The sequence below is a fragment of the Bacillus sp. AFS018417 genome (assembly GCF_002560985.1).
In the GTDB taxonomy this organism is placed as follows: Bacteria; Bacillota; Bacilli; order Bacillales; family Bacillaceae_G; genus Bacillus_A; species Bacillus_A rhizoplanae.
In genome coordinates, this window is sequence record NZ_NTTM01000045.1 from 22,084 (window position 1) to 39,605 (window position 17,522).

The following is a 17,522-nucleotide window of genomic DNA, read 5'->3' on the forward strand; positions in this document are numbered from 1 at the left end:
CTTGATGGTTAACCAATCGGACACAGAGAGGAGTTTAAAAATGAACATTCAAAGAGCAAAAGAAATTTCAAAATCAACGGAACAAACAAATGTAACTTTTCAAGGTATGCCTGTTACAATTCAACATGTCGACGAAAAAAATGAAACAGCCCACATATACGAAGCAACAAACCCAAATCGTGAACTTACTGTTCCAGTTAACAGCTTAGAGGAAATATAAGAAATCCCACTNNAGTGGGATTTCTTATATTTCTCGTACTTACAGGCAGTTAATCCCTTGCTTAGATGTCTTACTGCTTATTTAACGAGACTATTCTTGGTTTTTCATGAATTTTTTCATATTAAATCTAATACGGTAAATGAAATTAAAATACGTATTAAATGACACACTATTCAGATTTCATGTTAAACTAAAAAGAAAAAATTTATAGCAAGGAGAAAACAAAATGAACAAAGCACCCTACTACGCGGTTATTTTCACTTCTCAACTCTCAACTGAAACAGATGATTATGAAATCGTTGCGGATGAAATGGTAAAGTTTGCAAAGCAGCAACCTGGATTTGTCGATGTTGAAAGTGTACGTGATGAAACTGGCTTTGGTATTACCATTTCGTACTGGGAATCACTTGAAGCTATTCAACAATGGAAAGAACATGCAGCCCATACGATTGCTAGAAAAAGAGGCCGAGAACAATGGTATGAACAATTTCATACAAGAATTTGCCTTGTTGAAAGAGAGTACCGTGCTACAAAAGGAGAATAGTAAATGATAAAACCGAAAACTGCGCTTCTACTTCTGCACGAAATATATGGACTCAACCAACATATGAAGCATGTCATTCACACATTTTCCTCTTCGACTATAGACGTTATTTGTCCAAATTTATTACGCCGCTCCTCTCCTTTTCATTACGATGAGGAAACAGAGGCATATTCACATTTTCTCAAGAGCGCTGGATTTCAACAGGGGATACAACATATTGAAGATATACTCGCTGAACTACGAAATAACTATATGCATGTGGGAATTCTCGGGTTTAGCGTCGGTGCAACGCTTGCCTGGTTATGTAGTGAAGATTATAAAATTGACTTTGTTATCGGATGCTATGGCTCACGTATTCGTGATTACACAAACATTGTACCAACATGTCCTACGTTATTATTATTCCCAGCAAACGAACATAGCTTTTCCGTTTCTACTTTAATTAATAGTTTGCAAAGTAAAGGCCATCCACAACTAAACATAAAACAACTTAACGGAGAACATGGATTTCTTGATCCATTTTCTCCAAAATACAACGAGGAGGCTGCGGATCAAGGGTATCAGATGATACATTCTTTTCTTCAAAACATAACAGAGAAGTAGCCCTACTCCTCTGTTATGTTTATTTTTCGTTTATCCCCGTGTTTTCTCAAGCACATATATCTTCCATTTATAATTCATAAGTGTGTAATATTCTTGAATTACAACATATTCCTTCGTATCTGTTTTGACAATATAAGTATTATCTCCTTTATATGTAACACTCTGTACGTTTTTATCTTCAAATTCTTCTTTTATTCCTTGTTCATGCAAAATTCCTTCTGCATGAACATGTTTCAAATAATTGTAAGGTGAGAAAATAGAGATTCCTAGCACGATAAAAATTGTTATAATAGCAGTAATATTAGCTACCTTCGACTTCTTCATTTCTTTTCCCCTTCAACTAAAATTACTTTTTATCTATCTTTATCCTTACTCTCATCCGCACTTTCTTCCTTATCTTCCTGCTCTTCATGAAACTCTACAGATGATTGTGCAGTAATTGATTCAAACGGTGTGTAGTAAATTTGAGGCGTCACTTTTTGAACAAACATTGTATATGTTGTAAGCCCAATAATAAAAAATAAAAACATTGTAAACATAACAACACCAATTGTTAAAATAAACATGGCACCACCCCTTTTGTAATCGTTATATTACAAAGTTCGATGCAATATGAGATAATCCTTGTTACAAAAAATGAAACTTTCATCAGTGAGGATTTTCTTTAATCAAGCCCTACCAATCGTTTTCTTAGCCCCCCATTAAAATGGGAGAAATAAACGTAATAAAAACATTACAATAACTCCCGTTAGTACTGCACCTAATAAGCTCCGTGTAAAAATTGCAACAAGGAACGTCGGAATAGCCGCTAATAAATAATCCACTTGCACGGTTTCGTTCATAAATAATGTTTGTGCTAACAATGCAGCCAATATTGCAATTGGAATATAATTTAGCCATCTTAACCCCCATTCTGGAATTTCTACTTTACTTAATACAAGCAGTGGCACTACTCTCGGAAGTAATGTGACGATTGCAGATCCGAGTACAACAAGTAATACATCCCATCTTACTTCCATTTTTCAATCACCATCCCAATTGTCGCTGCTGCAAGTGTTGCAACAATAACAGCAACACTATTTGATACAAAGAAATGAGCAAAAAATGCAATCATAATCGATGCAATGGCAACGCAAAGATGAACAAATAACTTTGGACGGCTGCTCACAAGTTGTAAAACAAACAACCCGATAAACATCGCTGGAAGTGCATAATCCATCCCGTATGTATGCGGGTCTGGTATCCAATCTCCCAAAATGCCTCCAATGATATTTGCTATTACCCAATTTACATAACCTGTCACATTTAAACCAAGCATCCATTTTTCACTTACATATTGTTTTCCTGTTACATGCTGGGCTGCAACGCCAAATGTTTCATCAGTAATTTGCGAGCCAATCACTATATTTTTCCAAATTGATACTTTTTTTAAGTATGGAGCTAATGCTGCACTCATTAAAAAATGTCTTAGATTTACAAAGAAAACGGTAAAAATAATAGTAGAAGCTGGTGCACCCGCTACAAACATTCCAGCCATAATAAACTGTGCCGAGCCAGCATAAATCAGTAATGAAATAAGTGCAATTTCTGTTATTGAAAATCCGGCTGTTTTCTCAATAACACCTGATGCAACGCCAATGCTTAAATAACCGAGAACTGTTGGTAAACAATCTTTCACACCCTGCATAAACGTTTCATCTTGAGACTCTAATACCGCTGCTCGTTCCATCCTAACTCCCCCTTCTCCCTTATGTAAGAAAACAGCTTGCCTAATAAAGTGAAACTTCCATCAGTGGGGGTTTTTCTTCATCCCCACTGATGGTTAGTTGAACCAATCGGGCTCTTACGAGCAGTTATCTCTCACCTATCTTCTTTGTTTTCTCAGAATCTTGAGGTGGGAGTCTTACTGCCCGTTAGTGCGGGATAAACCGATATAAGCGTTGCATTCATATTGAGAAAAACTAAACTTTTACAACTCTTTCACAATATTATCTATTCGCTCTAATGAATCGTAACACTTCTAAGAAATCTCCATGTATCATTCAAAGAATGATACATGACCATAAAAATCAGTTTTTCATCAGCTTACAATGCAACACGTACGTAAAAACATGTTAACGTTTAAATAATGGGTAGTTAACTGATACAATTTACTTCTGTCACAACCTCATTTCCCTTTAGTAGTTATGATTATACCTACTAATATAAAAAGAAAATTCAATCGAGTCAATAATATTCTGAATTTTAAATAAAAAAGACAACTCTCTCAATATTTAATTTCATCCCCCTCTCCTCCCATCCTTATTTTTCCACACAAAAAAGAAATGCCCTCTTCGGGCATTTCCTTATCTTAATAATTCATTGGATTCTTTATCGTACACTTTATCAAATGTTGTCATGACACGCTGCGATGCTTGAACCATCTTTTGGTTTGTCATAAGATTGGGCTTTTCTTTCGTCATATCAACATTTGAGTTTTCTAACATATAATTGTGAACAATTGCTGTTCCATTTGGCAAATTAGCGATATTTATTCCATCTATTGTAAGGCTCTTGTCTTCATGCTTTACAAGATATGCTTTCATATTTGCATCAACTGATTTTGTTTGTAGACGCGCGATATTTTGCTGCACCGCTTCATTTATTTTGCTAAATGTTCAGCTGTTACAATATACAAATACTGTGTAACATCTTGGCCATCTGTTGTAAATACAATTGGTGCAGATGAAACAGCTGGAGTTTTTAGCAGTTCACCACTGCTTGCTATTTCATCAAACTTTGTAAATATAAAGCCATAAATTGACACATTTCATTTTCGTATTAAGATTAACATATATGGAGGAGGATTTATATGGAATATAATATTTTAAAGATCATTGCACTAGCAGAAAAACTCAAATATGAAATGCGGCACAGTTGGCTTTCTAACGGCCGTCAAGAGAGTGTGGCAGAGCATACATGGCGTATGTCACTTATGGCTATCCTCGTTCAGCCTTATTTAGATAAAGAAGTGAACATAGAAAAGTTACTTAAAATGGTGATTATTCACGATTTGGTCGAAGCTGAAGCTGGTGATATTCCTGCGTTTGATACAATGAATAGTGAAGAATTAAAGCGAAAAAAACAAGAAAACGAACAACAAGCAATCCTGAATATTAAACATACACTATCAGGTCCACTTGGAGAAGAATTATATGACCTATGGATGGAGTTTGAAGAAAAAGAAACATATGAGGCAAAAGTAGCAAACGCTCTAGATAAACTAGAAGTAAAAATCCAGCATAATGAGGCAGACATTGATACATGGCTTCCAATTGAACATAAAATGACATTCCAAGTTGCACAGCATACAGATTTTGATTCGTTCTTATCAAAATTACAAAAGATTATTGAACAAGAAGGGGAAAAAAAATTAATTGCTGCTGGGATTGATGTAGAGGCTTGTAAACAGTAGAAAGGTTACAAAATACATAAAAAAAAGCGGCATATGTAGTAGCCGCTTTTTCTACATTATTTTTTATTAAATCCTTTTTTAACTAAAAACTCTTTCATATGCAATCGCTTCTCCTGCGACATGAACGCACTCATTGAACCAGTCCATGTCACATCCTTTTGATTTGTCAATCTTTCCTTATAATACTGGTTTGTCGTATGATCATATTCATCTAATAATTCATTATATTTTTTCTCATCATATACATTTTCATGTAAAATAGCTCCAACTGGTAAACGAGGTTTCACTCCATGAGTTTCATCTGGTACACCAATCGTCATTCCAAATACTGGATATACCTTCTTCGGTAAATGTAACAATTCACTTACTTGCTCTGGGTTATTACGAATTCCGCCAATATAACAAATACCGTATCCAAGGGATTCAGCAGTGAGCGCTAAATTTTGAGCAAAGAGGGAAGCATCTACCGTTGCCACAATAAAATTTTCTGTTGTATCAGATTTAATTTCTGTTCCATGCTTCTCACATGCGATTTCTAATCGCTTTAAATCTGCGCAGCAAACAAAGAATGCCGCGCAGCTTTTCACGTGACGATTTCCAGATAGCTCCGCTAGTTGCTCTTTCAATGCTTCATCTGTTACATATACAACTGAATATGCTTGCACAAAATGTGATGATGCCGCATGCTGTGCTGCTCCAATCATTCTTTCGATTATATTCTTTGGAATTAGCTCTTTCTTATATTTTCGGACTGATACGTGTTGTTCCATTTTATGTATAATTTCATTCATAACATCCCGCCTCCTGTAGTCTGAATACTCAATAATTAACATATTTTTCGCATACAGACAAACGATATGCTTATAACAAAATGATACATAAAAAGGATCAATCTTATTTGATTGATCCTTTCATACATAATTAAGCTGCTTTCAACACCTTGACACCTTTGACAATATTCCAAACACAGTAATAAATTCCTACAACCGCAAAGATGACATACGTTACACTCATACCAACACCAATACTTGCAGCTTCTCCCATACCAATACCAACTGCCCCCGAAAGAGCAAGGCCTCCAAATAAGATAATGAATGGAATTATGTGCGTCCATAGTGCTTTTTTTGCATGATATTTCACGTCACCTTCGGCAATAAAGAAGACGATAATTGGAAATAAGAACGGTGCAAAGAAAATACTAAAATAACATAATGAAGATAAAATATTATTGCTTTTCATACGATTCACCTCTAAAGTTTTGTTGTTTTGTTACTTTTATTATGCCATTCCAAAACTTTAGAAACTATCGTTTTACCTTTCAGCTAAATTACAGTTTTGTAAGATTTCTCGTTATATTTGATCCATGAGCCAATACTTTGTAATTGCCAAATATTCTCGAACATTAGATTGAATGATAATAGGTTTTGGTGTTCTTGCAGACAATCCCTCTAACTGCAATCCTTGTTTTTCAGCAATCTTTTTTGCACGATACATATGAAAATCGTTCGTTACGATAATTCCTTTTTTCTTATTTGCTGGAATAAGAGATTTTGAGAATTTTATGTTTTCATCTGTATTTGTAGAACGATCTTCCATTATAATTCGTTCTTCTTGAATCCCCTGTTTTATTAATCCTCGTTTCATAGCCAAAGCTTCAGAAATATCCTCTCCTTTTCCTTTACCACCAGATACAATTACAATTGTTTGTTGATGTGTTTTTAAATATTCCGCGGCTTTATCAATACGATATTGCAGAGAATAAGAAGGTTCTGTTCCTTTCACACCCGCACCAAGTACAATCATATAATCTGCATTATTTGGCGCTTCCATATGTCCATGCTTGTAAATTATATATTGTAAAGTACTCATATAACCAACTACAATCATCAAAAGAATCATGCCATACGTTATCCACTTTTTTCTTTTTAGCATTTCTACAAATACTCCCCTCTCTTTATTTTTTCATCTTAATATTCTTCCAACCACTTGTGTAGTCTTTTTTCCAATTCGGCCCAATTCATCCTTTAAAAGTAATATTCCTACTCCAAATAGGAATATAGAATCACGTATACAATACAATTTTTTTACATAGAGCATACTGAGATTTCTATTAGTGATGCTTAGAATTTTGAAGTAGAAATTCTGTTTATGAATAACAAAACAAAAAATCCCCTTAACACATTAAGGGGATTTCATCATTATACATGTCTCTCTGCCAACATTCGTATAGAAACTGGATGTGAAAAACGATTCATCGCAAATACAGCACACGCTGTTAATAATTCCGCCACAGGCATTACAAGCCATATTCCATTTACACCAAACAATTTCGGCATAATCCACAGAAGAGGTATGATAAGCAGCAACCCACGGCTCAATATAATAAAAACAGATTTTGTTGTTTGTCTTACGGATTGAAAATACTCTCCATATACAATGTTATAACCTAAAAATACGTATTGCGTGAAGAATAAACTGATTCCTATTAGAGTCATATTTAATAATTCTTCAGATTGAACGTCAAATAAACCGATAAGATATTTCCCAAAGAATAAACCGGTAATTGTTGCAATAACACCAAGTACAACAGCTGTTTTAACCGCAAGCTGTAACCCTTCTTTCAACCGTTCCGATAAGTTTGCACCATAATGGAAGCTCGCGATAGGTTGTAGCGCTGCCCCAACTCCAAAGAATAAAAGTAACGTTATGGCATGAATACTGTTTACCATAGCATATGATGCAACGCCTTGCTCACCAGCGTACTGAATAAAAGTAATGTTAAAACCAATCGTTACAATTGCTACCGTAACCTCTGTCGTGAAACTTGGAAAACCAATGATCATAATTTGTTTTACAGTCGACCATTCTAAATGTAATTTCGTCCATTTTAAAATACTGTTTTTTCTAAAGAAATGACTCAGTAGTACAAGAAAACCAATTGCTGCAGATAAAATAGTAGCAGATGCTGATCCTGTCACACCCCAGCCAAGAATGAAGATAAAAATATAATTAAATACAATGTTTAACACCGCTGTGACAATAAGACCTGCCATAGCTAAATTCGGATTTCCATCATTTCGTATAAATGTACTTAAAATATTCTCTAATACATATATCATTCCAAATGTGAATAATACATGGAGATAATCTAATGAATACGGTAAAATTACATCATTTGCTCCAAATAAGTAAGCTATATCTTCTATTTTCCATAAACAAATGATCATTAATACACCAACAATAGCAACGGCTACCGTCATAGATTGCGTGAAAATAGAACGTGCTCGCTCTACTTTATTTTCTCCTAAAGCGATAGAATACATTGTTGCTCCGCCCATTCCAATCCATAATGAGATTGAGAAAAAGATGGAAAATGCGGGAACAGCAACATTCACTCCTGCCAAACCATTCGCACCCACACCTCGGCTAACCATAACTGCATCAATCATAATATTCACCGACATCAGTACCATTCCAAGTACAGCCGGAATTAAATACGAAATAAATAAACTTTTAATCGGTTTTTCTCTTAGATTCTCAGTTGCTTCCATAACAAAACTCTCCTTTACGACTCTCTGCTCACATTCTAAACCTTCAAGTTACTTTAAGGTCAAGAGAGAAGTAAAAAATATATTTTGTAATAAATGAAAAGCCTTACTATTTTACTCTTTTCACCACAGGGATTTGAATTTCTGTCACTTGCTCTTCTTGGTTACTCGTTACGGACCAATCAATTAAGGCTAATTCAATTGCATCACCGCATATTTCATATCCATCCTTCTCAATAGCTAGTAGCAGCCTCTTGTAAGTCTTACCAGTTTCTTCGTATGGTCCATGATGATACGCACACGCATATATTCCCTCTTCAATTACATTAGAAGTAGCAATTTGAAATGGCATGTAATCAAGAAGAATAAATACGCTATTGTACGCTTGAAAATCATGTTGTAATAATGCTTCTTTTGCTACAGTAACGCCTATATCACCCGAAAACAAACTATTATCTACTTGTTTCATATTTTTTTGAAGTGAATGAATATAATACTCAAACATATCATCCGTTACATTTGGAGTAATAGGAAGAGATGTAATTTTTCGCTTTGGTAGTTCTGTAAAAAAGACATTATTAGCGTCTGTTTGTACAGCTTCTTGCATTAGATGAATTTTATGCTTTATTTTTGCTAACGTATATTCGATTTCCCTTTGTTTTTTCAATAACATCTCTTCCTGTTTTTTCAATAAGCCCAACGCAAATTCTGGCGTTCTTTCATCTATATATCGTTTAATTTCTTTTAACGGTATATTTAGCTGACGTAAAAATTTAATTGTATCCAACATTGAAAATTGATCAATCGTATAGTATCGATAATTCGTTTGTGAATCAACAATTGCTGGATGAAAGATCCCTTTTTCATCATAATAACGCAATGTCGATTCAGGAATGTTATGCATTTTCGCCATTTCGCCAATTGTAAAACGTTGATTTAATAACATATTTATTTCTCCGTTCATTTCAAATTCATTAACCTAATCACACTTTTTATTGCTCCGTTGACAACAGTTTCACTTTATCCCGCTATTGCGGGCAGCAACTATATTATACATGTATGTATTCTTTGCAATAAATAGCAAACTAAAAAGCGAGCCTTGTCCTTTTGGCCCGCTTTCACCTTTTATCAAATACGTTCCATCGCCGCCTTCACTGTTTCTACAACAAACGTAATTTCTTCGCTAGAAATTACAAGCGGCGGTGCTAATGCTAAAATATTATTATAACCAGCTGTCGTCATACCGTTGCGACCAATAAGTAATCCTTTTTCTTTACAAGCATTCATCACCGTTGCAATTTTGTCCCCATCAATTGGCTCTTTCGTCGCTTTATCGTTTACAAGTTCAATTCCAACGAGTAACCCCTTTCCGCGAATATCTCCTACATATGGATGGTCACCAATCGCTTCTTTTAATTGTTCTAATAGAAGAGATCCCATCTGAGCAGAACGATCAACCAATCCTTCGTTCTCCATAATTTCTAAATTTTTAAGTGCTAATGCACAAGCTGCTGGATTTCCGCCAAATGTATTAATATGACGGAAAAACTCGTATTCTCCCGCCCCTTGAAACGCCTCATAAATTTCTTTTTTCACTGCCGTTACGGACAATGGTAAATATCCACTTGTAATTCCTTTCGCCGTCGTAATAATATCTGGCTTTACATCATAATGCATGAATCCAAATGGTTTTCCTGTACGTCCAAAACCACAAATGACCTCATCGCTAATAAGAAGTGCCCCATGCTTTTTACACGTTTCATGAACAGCCTTCATATAATTTTGCGGCGGCATTAAAATACCTCCGCCTGTGATAATTGGTTCCATAATAAATGCTGCTATCGTTTCACTCAATTCCCACGTCATCACGCGATCAATTTCTTTTACACATTCCACATCATAAATATCCTCTGCATCAATTCCTGGCATGCGGTAACAGTCTGGCGGTGTGACATGTAAGAACCCTGCAGCTAACGGCTCATATTGATATTTCCGCTGTGCTTGTCCTGTTGCTGCCATTGCTGCCATTGTATTTCCATGATAACCGCGGTAGCGTGCCATAACTTTAAAACGATGCGGTTCTCCTTTATACGCATAATATTGACGAGCAATTTTAAATGCTGTCTCATTTGCCTCTGATCCACTATTAGAGAAGAAAATAACGTATTCCCCACCAAGCCATTCATTTAATTTTTCTGCTAATTGAATTGCCGGCTCATGTGATTGTGACATTGGAAAATAGGAAAGCTTTTGTAACTGTTCATACGCAGCATCAGCTAGTTCTTTTCTTCCATAACCACTATTCACACACCAAAGACCGCTCATTCCATCTAGATAGCGTTTTCCTTCACTATCCTCCACCCAGCAGCCCTCTGCCTTTGTTCCAATCATTGTACTGCTTGGACTATACGGACGCATTCCATGCCATACGTATTTTTCATCTTTTGCTAATAATTCTCCAGATTGCTTCGTTTTCACCATACATTCCACCTTCCATTACAACTTTTTATATCTAAAGCTGTTCGGTGCCTCATGATGATTTAAATTTTTCTCTTCCTAAACTTTCATTCCACAAAAATGCTGTAAATCCTACCGGCTAATAAAAATATTCAAAAAAGAAAATTAGTAAATGTTATTTAGTAAAATAACAAAAAGAAGTGCTTTCCTTTAGCCAGAAAGCACTCTGTTTCTTAATGCGCCGATACGTCACTAATGCCATGTCCTGTATTCGACTTTACTAATATTTCATCAAATTTCGCGGCATCTTCTTTCTTACTAGATAAAATCGTCCCTAAATAGGCAGCTAGAAATCCAAGTGGAATGGAGATTATGCCTGGTGTTGTATATGGAAATAACGGCTCCCCAACAAAAATTGCTTTTCCAGCCACCGGATTCCATACATTCGGACTCAGCGCAACGAGGACAATAGCAGAAGTTAAGCCAACAAGCATACCACAAATTGCACCGGTCGTATTAAAACGCTTCCAATATATCGTGAATAAAATAACTGGTAAATTTGCACTCGCCGCAACAGCAAACGCAAGCGATACAAGGAACGCTACATTTAATGTTTGCGCAAATAACGCTAAAATAATAGAAAATACTGCAACTCCAACTGAAGCATAGCGCGCCATTTTCACTTGTTCTTTTTCCGTCGCTTTTCCGCGGCGTAAAATTTCATTATAGAAATCATGAGCAAACGCTGATGCGGCTGTTAAAACAAGTCCTGCTACTACAGCTAAAATTGTCGCAAATGCTACTGCCGAAACGAAAGCAAACAAAAGATTTCCACCTAACGCTTTTGCTAACATTGGCGCTGCCATATTTCCAGCAGCATTCGCTTTTACAATCGCGCTATTCCCAACAAATGCTGCTGCTCCAAACCCTAAGAAGATTGTCATAATATAAAAAGCTCCGATTAACCACGTTGCATATACAACAGATTGACGAGCTGTTTTGGCATCACGCACCGTAAAGAAACGAACGAGAATATGCGGCAATCCTGCAGTACCAAGAACAAGCCCTAGATTTAAAGAAATAGTATCTAAACCAACTTTATACTTTACACCAGGATTTAAAAATGCTTCTTTCAGCGGTGTTGCTGTCTTCATTTGTGAAAACATTTCTGTAATACTAAAATTAAACTTCGCAAACACGATAACAGAAATAATAAATGTACCTGCCATTAATAATACTGCTTTAACGATTTGAACCCAGCTCGTTGCTGTCATTCCGCCAAAAATAACATATACAGTCATCAATGTCCCAACAATCAATACAGCCGTTGTATATTCAATTCCTAATAATAATTTAATAAGTGCTCCTGCCCCAACTAACTGTGCAATCATATAAAAAATCGAAATTGTCATCGTATTAAGCGCCGCTACCCCGCGTACTTTTCTTGCATCAAAACGTGCTGCAATCATATCTGCTAACGTAAATTTTCCAAGATTTCGAAGCGGCTCTGCAACAAGATATAATACAACTAAATATGCAACAAGAAAACCAATACTATAAAAGAACCCATCAAAACCTGTTAATGCTATTGCTCCAGCAATTCCAAGAAAAGAAGCAGCAGACATATAATCACCCGCAATCGCCAAACCATTTTGCCACCCTGTTAATCCACCGCCTGCTGTATAAAAATCGCTTGCATTTTTTGTTTTTTTCGATGCATAGTACGTAATGACGAGCGTTCCAAGAACAATTACTAAAAACAATGTAAAAGCTGTTGTATTCAATATTTATCCCCTCTCTTTATCTATGTTTTCAAGAATCTGATTCGATAACCGATCAAATGATTCTGCTTTTTTACTATAGATCATACACAGGGCCCACGTCATAACGAACTGAGCAAGTGCAAACACCCATGCCCATGTAATATCACCAACCGCTGGTGTATTAAGCACTTTTGAATACGATGTTAAAATAGGCAAGGCAATAAAAAAACTAAAAAAGAAAATGCTCATCGGTACAATAAATTTTTTCTTTGCTTGTAACAAATTTTGAAATTCAGCAGATCGTACTACTTCTGTGTAATTGATTTCGCTATTTAATTTACGAGCAGACGTTTCTTGTTTCACTTCATATCGTCCCCTTTCTTTTCAATACGAATAATAGAAAATCCCCTCCCATGAATGTATTAATTACTAAATTTTATAAATATTCAGAAACTTAATCCCATTGTAGACAATCTATTTTTATAAGCAAAGATTTTTCGATAGACAAATTACGTCATATTTTTCCATTTTCAACGAAACATGTATTGCAATAAAAAAACAGTGCTTATTGCACTGCTTTCTCACCTTCCAAATTACGAGCTGTTTCACTCGTTTCGACATCTTTTCCTTCTTTATATGTCTTGAACAAAAAATCGTAAAACAGATTCGATACTCCAAACCAGTAGTTCTCATTTTTATAATGATGGAGTATATGCTGCTTCTTTAGCCATCTTCCATATGGAGTCATTGGGCGCATTGGCCGATGAGCAATGTAATGTTTCCATTCATATACTAAAAGCATGAAGATCATTCCAATTCCAAATGATAATGTCACCGTGACGCTAGAAGTAATACCGTATACAATGCATAAATATATCGTAAATCCAGGAAGACTATACCACACGGGTAAAAATAATAACTTTAAATCATTCGGATATACGTGATGATCATAATGAAGACGTTTTAACATTTTTAATAAAAATGGATTCTTCGGCGGTTTTAAATGAAATAAAAAACGATGTGTTACATATTCATTAATTGTATAAAAGATAATACCCGCAATGACTGCAATAGCCGCAATCCATGTAAACAATTGCATGTTCAAAAAAACGATAAAAGCAATTAAAATTCCAATCATAATGACAATATCATGCTGAAAGAAATACTCTTTTATAACTCGCTTCATCCCTATATCCCTCTCCTTAGAAAGCGGCCGTAACGTATTGTTATGACCGCTTTCTTTTCTCTCTATTCTATTCCCATTATAAACTTACTTGCTTCTCCATTTGGATAGAAAAAATTACTTGAGCCAAATATATTCTGTTTCGGAATAATATGTTCCACTGCAAAAACTGTTACTTCTCCTCTTTGTACTTCTCCAATAATTAGCCCTAATATTTCATGATTTACAGCAAATGTCGGTTGTTTTGTTTGAAGTAATCGTTCAGCAGTTTGAAGAACAGCCTCGTATAATGGATTTCTGTCTGTTACTTCCTTTCGAATTTTCGGCGCTAATGTAATAATAATTTCTTTTTCATTTACTATGGTTCGATACATAAAAATCTCCCCTTCAATTTATATGAACAATTGTAAAGCTGTATACACAAAATGAATGTAACAAACGACTAATATAATCCTTGCTCCCCTGTAATATACCCGAATGCTTTGTGTAGAAGCAATGTTCTTTCAAAATGAACAGAAAAAGCAATATTTAATGTATTTCTGAAAGAAATTCTCCTGCCTCTTCCTGTTTATATTCCATATTTTATTGTAAAATTCCTTGTTTTACACTTGAAAATCCAGGATAAAACAATAAGAAGTCCTATATAGCATATGAATGCTTGTATAATATGTGTATATAAACATAAAGATAACCCAAAATTGCAAAGTAACGCTAGATTTAATACAACATTAGAAGAGCTTTCAATTACTGTAAATATCCAAGTTGGTATATCGTCCTTTTCTCATCCCTCACTGATGGTTAACCAATCAGGCTTTTACGGGTACAAGACCGATGCATTCTCTCACCTCTTTATGTACAACCTTTATTTAAAGTTATTAAAATTAGCATTTGTCCTATACATGATTTATAAAGCTAGTGTAAAAAATTATTTAAAAATACAAAAAGATAAAACCGCTTACTTGACTAAAATCTCCTATTTCATGTATATTTAAGTTATTATTTAGCAGAATATTCAAGAATATAACAATTCAATTTTATGAATTTGTGAATGTTTTCTGTATTATTCACTAAATGAGAAAGTAATCATATTTAGGAGGCATCATAACATGCAAGGTAAAGTAAAATGGTTTAACAGCGAAAAAGGTTTTGGATTTATCGAAGTTGAGGGTGCAGACGATGTATTCGTACACTTCAGTGCAATTCAAGGAGAAGGCTACAAATCTCTAGAAGAAGGTCATGAAGTTTCTTTCGAAATCGTTGAAGGAAACCGCGGACCTCAAGCTGCTAACGTAGTAAAACTTTAATTCAACATATGACAGGAGGTTATCCATCGGTAACCTCCTTTGTTTATTCCTCTGTATATTTCTTTTTCTCAGAGCGAAAACTATGTGAAATGAGAAAATAAAGGAGGAGAAAACAATGGGTTTACCTGTAAACGATTTTGAAGAAGTAAAATTCCGCGTAGAAACTGCTCAAAAAATGGTTGGCTCCGCGACGGTCACAATGGATCCTGAATCATTGCAGCATGCTACAAATGCGGTTGAATCAGCTCGCCTTCAGCTGGAAACAATGAAAGAAGTAGCAACAGATTTAGATACACCATTTTTATTAGATCAAGAAGAAAAATTAGAGAAATGCGAGCATCAATTACAAGAAGCAAAGCATTAAAAAACATCCAGGGGGATTCTCTGGATGTTTCTATTTATGTACGTAACGAACTATAAAGTGAAACTTCCATCAGTGTTTTTTCATCCCCCACCTATCTTCCTCGTTTCTCTCTAAATCTTGAGGTGGGGGTCTTACTGCCCCAAAATAGCAGGATAAAAACTACTGTAAGCTTTCTACATATAATCGTATAAAATTCCCTATCTCAACAAAGTAAATAGGGAATCGTTCAAGATAATCGGTTTCCATACTCCTTTAGCTTTGCTCCTATTGTGCATTGCCGAATGCAAAAGGAGTGGGCATAATATTTACTATGTTCTTTTCGAAAATGCTGCTGTAAAAAGCAGCCATCGCAATATGTTTCTAATAAATCATTCACTTCCGTAATGAGCTGCTTACGATCCACTCCTTCACACCCCTACTCTGTTATTTCTTTATGACTATCAATATCCGTTCCTTCAAGTGCTTGCGTTGCCAATTGATGAGCTTCTTTATTCTGTTTTCTAGAAACAGGTTCACATATCAATTTTATTCTCATCTGTTTTGCTTTTTGTTCGACTTGATCTAAATAATGGATTAAATGTTCCTCATAACATGGCCATTCACCTGCTAATTGCTGGAGCACCACTTGAGAATCACCGTGAAGTATAACGGATTCATACTTAACTCCTAGCTCTTCTAGCACATTCATTCCGTATAATAACGCAGCATATTCCGCTTCATTATTATCATCAATTCCTTCTATGTAAGCATTGCGACGAATTCGATACGTTTTTCCCTGCTTCTTATAATAAATACTCACTCCCACGCCCGCTTCTTTCTTCTCAATATCGTACCCTCCATCGAAATACAATAAGAGATCTTGCGGCTCTTCTTCAACTTGTTTACTCAATTTCTTAACTTCTTTTAACGTCCACTCCGTCCCCATTTCATCATAAAACAACAGTTCTTTCGCTCTCCCTGTTTTTTCAAAGTCTACTGCAAACTGCATCGTGTCTTCTAAACGAAGGTAATCTGTTTCAAGTTTGGTCTCTAAACCATGTTTTGTTCGATATAACCAAGTTATTTTATATTTCATTTTGCTCCCCCTTTTACATACAAAATCAATACACTACCAAATATTACATGTTCATTTTATAATATTTTGTCTATGAGCACAGTATTCTATTCCGAATACATCACATCTCCGCACGATAAAGTGAAACTTCCATCAGTGGTTTTTTTCATCCCCCGCTGATGGTTAGTTGAACCAATCGGGCGCATGCCAGCAGTTATCCCCCACCTATCTTCTTCGCTTCTCTCTGAGTCTTGAGATGAGGGTCTTACTGCCCCAAAATAGCGGGATAAAATGAAACTCCTGCAAATATAAATTGAGGAAAAGAAATAAGAGTTGTCACTATTAAGTGAACAACTCTCTTATCCATCTTACACAAATTTTTCAAACTGCACTCGTTTATTAATAAAATACATAACAGGTGCTCCAATAGCCATTACAACAAATTCACCAATTGCACATGTTAGCCATGTAAACAAAAATGGTAAGTCGAATGCAAGATGTAGTTCAATCGCAATAAGGAACATTGTAACCGTAAAGACAACAATATTAAAAATCATACGCGCCCATATCCCTTTTATAAAACGCATAGAAACAATTGTACAAAGTAAGGCAATAATAGATTGCCCCACCCCAAATACAAGATCATATGCAATCATTGGTGAGAAAAAGAGGTTTGTTAAAAATACGCCTAACACAATCCCATAAATATACTTTTTATTGAACACAACAAGATGGTTGAACATTTCCGAAATACGAAATTGAATATTCGTAAAACCAAAAGGCTGAATAAGCATGGAAACGGCAATATATAAAGCTGCTAAAATCCCGTTACCAACAAGTGTCTTAATTTTCATTGTATGATCTCCTTAGTTTTTTTACGTGGGATGGTTACGAACCACGTGAATATATAAATGAACAAAATTACATTATATTTATAATTTGAATTCAAGTCAATATGGCAGAAGATGTATCAAATGATCTGAATTACAAAGGGATAGTCATAAAGTAAAACTTTAATCAGTGGGGGT

Annotated in this window: 23 protein-coding genes, 2 pseudogenes and 1 riboswitch; of the genes and pseudogenes, 6 read left to right on the forward strand and 19 right to left on the reverse strand. The window is 35.3% G+C overall.

What is annotated here, in order from left to right; translation table 11 throughout:
- The first annotated feature begins 40 nt into the window (after window positions 1-40).
- From CN326_RS18095 to CN326_RS18105, 3 genes are all read left to right on the forward strand, one after another.
- Window positions 41-220: an H-type small acid-soluble spore protein gene (locus CN326_RS18095; protein ID WP_098310369.1), complete on the forward strand. Its 180-nt coding sequence runs from the start codon at window positions 41-43 to the stop codon at window positions 218-220.
- A 226-nt stretch (window positions 221-446) separates the two neighbouring features.
- Window positions 447-764, forward strand: a complete 318-nt coding sequence (locus CN326_RS18100) for an antibiotic biosynthesis monooxygenase family protein (protein ID WP_098310370.1) — start codon at window positions 447-449, stop codon at window positions 762-764.
- Window positions 765-770: 6 nt separating this feature from the next.
- Window positions 771-1,367 carry a dienelactone hydrolase family protein gene (locus CN326_RS18105; RefSeq protein WP_098310393.1) on the forward strand — a complete coding sequence of 199 codons (597 nt, stop codon included), beginning with the start codon at window positions 771-773 and terminating at the stop codon, window positions 1,365-1,367.
- 30 nt (window positions 1,368-1,397) lie between these two features.
- Here CN326_RS18105 and CN326_RS18110 read toward each other — a convergent pair whose 3' ends face one another.
- The 6 genes and pseudogenes from CN326_RS18110 to flhF all read right to left on the reverse strand — a co-directional run.
- A complete protein-coding gene (locus CN326_RS18110) occupies window positions 1,398-1,691 on the reverse strand; it encodes a hypothetical protein (protein WP_098310371.1) in 294 nt (97 codons plus the stop codon).
- Between the two features lie 29 nt (window positions 1,692-1,720).
- On the reverse strand, window positions 1,721-1,933 hold the full coding sequence (locus CN326_RS18115; protein WP_098310372.1) for a DUF3951 domain-containing protein: 213 nt from the start codon (window positions 1,931-1,933) through the stop codon (window positions 1,721-1,723).
- A 135-nt stretch (window positions 1,934-2,068) separates the two neighbouring features.
- On the reverse strand, window positions 2,069-2,386 hold the full coding sequence (locus CN326_RS18120) for an AzlD domain-containing protein (RefSeq protein ID WP_098310373.1): 318 nt from the start codon (window positions 2,384-2,386) through the stop codon (window positions 2,069-2,071).
- A complete protein-coding gene (locus CN326_RS18125; RefSeq protein ID WP_098310374.1) occupies window positions 2,377-3,096 on the reverse strand; it encodes an AzlC family ABC transporter permease in 720 nt (239 codons plus the stop codon). Before CN326_RS18125 ends, CN326_RS18120 begins: the two co-directional genes overlap by 10 nt.
- Before the next feature lie 616 nt (window positions 3,097-3,712).
- Window positions 3,713-4,009, reverse strand: a pseudogene (locus CN326_RS18130) (flagellar basal body rod C-terminal domain-containing protein); the annotation flags it as partial.
- Window positions 4,009-4,161 (reverse strand): annotated as a pseudogene (gene flhF, locus CN326_RS18135) (flagellar biosynthesis protein FlhF); the annotation flags it as partial. The pseudogenes CN326_RS18130 and flhF, both read right to left, overlap by 1 nt.
- Window positions 4,162-4,218: 57 nt before the next feature.
- On the opposite strand from flhF, the gene CN326_RS18140 reads away from it, so the two are divergent.
- Window positions 4,219-4,821 carry an HD domain-containing protein gene (locus CN326_RS18140; protein ID WP_098310375.1) on the forward strand — a complete coding sequence of 201 codons (603 nt, stop codon included), beginning with the start codon at window positions 4,219-4,221 and terminating at the stop codon, window positions 4,819-4,821.
- A 56-nt stretch (window positions 4,822-4,877) separates the two neighbouring features.
- On the opposite strand, the gene nfsA is transcribed toward CN326_RS18140, so the two are convergent.
- The 10 genes from nfsA to CN326_RS18190 all read right to left on the reverse strand — a co-directional run bounded on the left by nfsA (window position 4,878) and on the right by CN326_RS18190 (window position 14,146).
- On the reverse strand, window positions 4,878-5,612 hold the full coding sequence (gene nfsA, locus CN326_RS18145) for an oxygen-insensitive NADPH nitroreductase (protein ID WP_098310376.1): 735 nt from the start codon (window positions 5,610-5,612) through the stop codon (window positions 4,878-4,880).
- Between the two features lie 130 nt (window positions 5,613-5,742).
- Entirely contained in the window at window positions 5,743-6,060 is a 318-nt protein-coding gene (locus CN326_RS18150) for a magnetosome magnetite crystal formation protein family (RefSeq protein ID WP_098310377.1), read from the reverse strand.
- A gap of 111 nt (window positions 6,061-6,171) precedes the next feature.
- Window positions 6,172-6,753 (reverse strand): YdcF family protein, encoded by a 582-nt coding sequence (locus CN326_RS18155; protein ID WP_098310378.1) that lies wholly within the window; start codon window positions 6,751-6,753, stop codon window positions 6,172-6,174.
- Window positions 6,754-7,019: 266 nt separating this feature from the next.
- On the reverse strand, window positions 7,020-8,372 hold the full coding sequence (locus CN326_RS18160; RefSeq protein WP_098310379.1) for an MATE family efflux transporter: 1,353 nt from the start codon (window positions 8,370-8,372) through the stop codon (window positions 7,020-7,022).
- A 106-nt stretch (window positions 8,373-8,478) separates the two neighbouring features.
- The gene (locus CN326_RS18165; RefSeq protein ID WP_098310380.1) at window positions 8,479-9,315 is read right to left on the reverse strand and encodes a MerR family transcriptional regulator; all 837 of its coding nucleotides are present in this window, start codon (window positions 9,313-9,315) and stop codon (window positions 8,479-8,481) included.
- Between the two features lie 182 nt (window positions 9,316-9,497).
- Window positions 9,498-10,850 (reverse strand): aspartate aminotransferase family protein, encoded by a 1,353-nt coding sequence (locus tag CN326_RS18170; protein WP_098310381.1) that lies wholly within the window; start codon window positions 10,848-10,850, stop codon window positions 9,498-9,500.
- A gap of 209 nt (window positions 10,851-11,059) precedes the next feature.
- Window positions 11,060-12,610 (reverse strand): solute symporter family protein, encoded by a 1,551-nt coding sequence (locus CN326_RS18175; protein WP_098310382.1) that lies wholly within the window; start codon window positions 12,608-12,610, stop codon window positions 11,060-11,062.
- 3 nt (window positions 12,611-12,613) lie between these two features.
- Complete coding sequence (locus CN326_RS18180) at window positions 12,614-12,952, reverse strand: DUF485 domain-containing protein (RefSeq protein WP_098310383.1); 339 nt, start codon at window positions 12,950-12,952, stop codon at window positions 12,614-12,616.
- Window positions 12,953-13,154: 202 nt separating this feature from the next.
- Complete coding sequence (locus tag CN326_RS18185; RefSeq protein WP_098310384.1) at window positions 13,155-13,775, reverse strand: sterol desaturase family protein; 621 nt, start codon at window positions 13,773-13,775, stop codon at window positions 13,155-13,157.
- A 62-nt stretch (window positions 13,776-13,837) separates the two neighbouring features.
- On the reverse strand, window positions 13,838-14,146 hold the full coding sequence (locus tag CN326_RS18190) for a cytoplasmic protein (RefSeq protein ID WP_098310385.1): 309 nt from the start codon (window positions 14,144-14,146) through the stop codon (window positions 13,838-13,840).
- Between the two features lie 732 nt (window positions 14,147-14,878).
- Between CN326_RS18190 and cspD the strand changes: the two genes are divergently transcribed.
- Together cspD and CN326_RS18200 are read left to right on the forward strand one after the other, a co-directional pair.
- Window positions 14,879-15,076, forward strand: a complete 198-nt coding sequence (cspD, locus tag CN326_RS18195) for a cold-shock protein CspD (protein WP_098310386.1) — start codon at window positions 14,879-14,881, stop codon at window positions 15,074-15,076.
- 115 nt (window positions 15,077-15,191) lie between these two features.
- Complete coding sequence (locus tag CN326_RS18200) at window positions 15,192-15,440, forward strand: DUF2564 family protein (protein ID WP_098310387.1); 249 nt, start codon at window positions 15,192-15,194, stop codon at window positions 15,438-15,440.
- Between the two features lie 226 nt (window positions 15,441-15,666).
- Here the strand turns inward: CN326_RS18200 and CN326_RS18205 are convergent, their stop codons facing one another.
- The 3 genes from CN326_RS18205 to CN326_RS18215 all read right to left on the reverse strand — a co-directional run bounded on the left by CN326_RS18205 (window position 15,667) and on the right by CN326_RS18215 (window position 17,348).
- On the reverse strand, window positions 15,667-15,843 hold the full coding sequence (locus CN326_RS18205; protein WP_098310388.1) for a zinc-finger domain-containing protein: 177 nt from the start codon (window positions 15,841-15,843) through the stop codon (window positions 15,667-15,669).
- A gap of 12 nt (window positions 15,844-15,855) precedes the next feature.
- The gene (locus CN326_RS18210) at window positions 15,856-16,515 is read right to left on the reverse strand and encodes a ribonuclease H family protein (RefSeq protein WP_098310389.1); all 660 of its coding nucleotides are present in this window, start codon (window positions 16,513-16,515) and stop codon (window positions 15,856-15,858) included.
- Window positions 16,516-16,862: 347 nt separating this feature from the next.
- Window positions 16,863-17,348, reverse strand: coding sequence for a QueT transporter family protein (locus tag CN326_RS18215; protein WP_098310390.1), 486 nt, complete (start codon window positions 17,346-17,348; stop codon window positions 16,863-16,865).
- Between the two features lie 6 nt (window positions 17,349-17,354).
- Window positions 17,355-17,399: riboswitch (PreQ1 riboswitch) on the reverse strand.
- Between the last annotated feature and the right edge of the window lie 123 nt (window positions 17,400-17,522).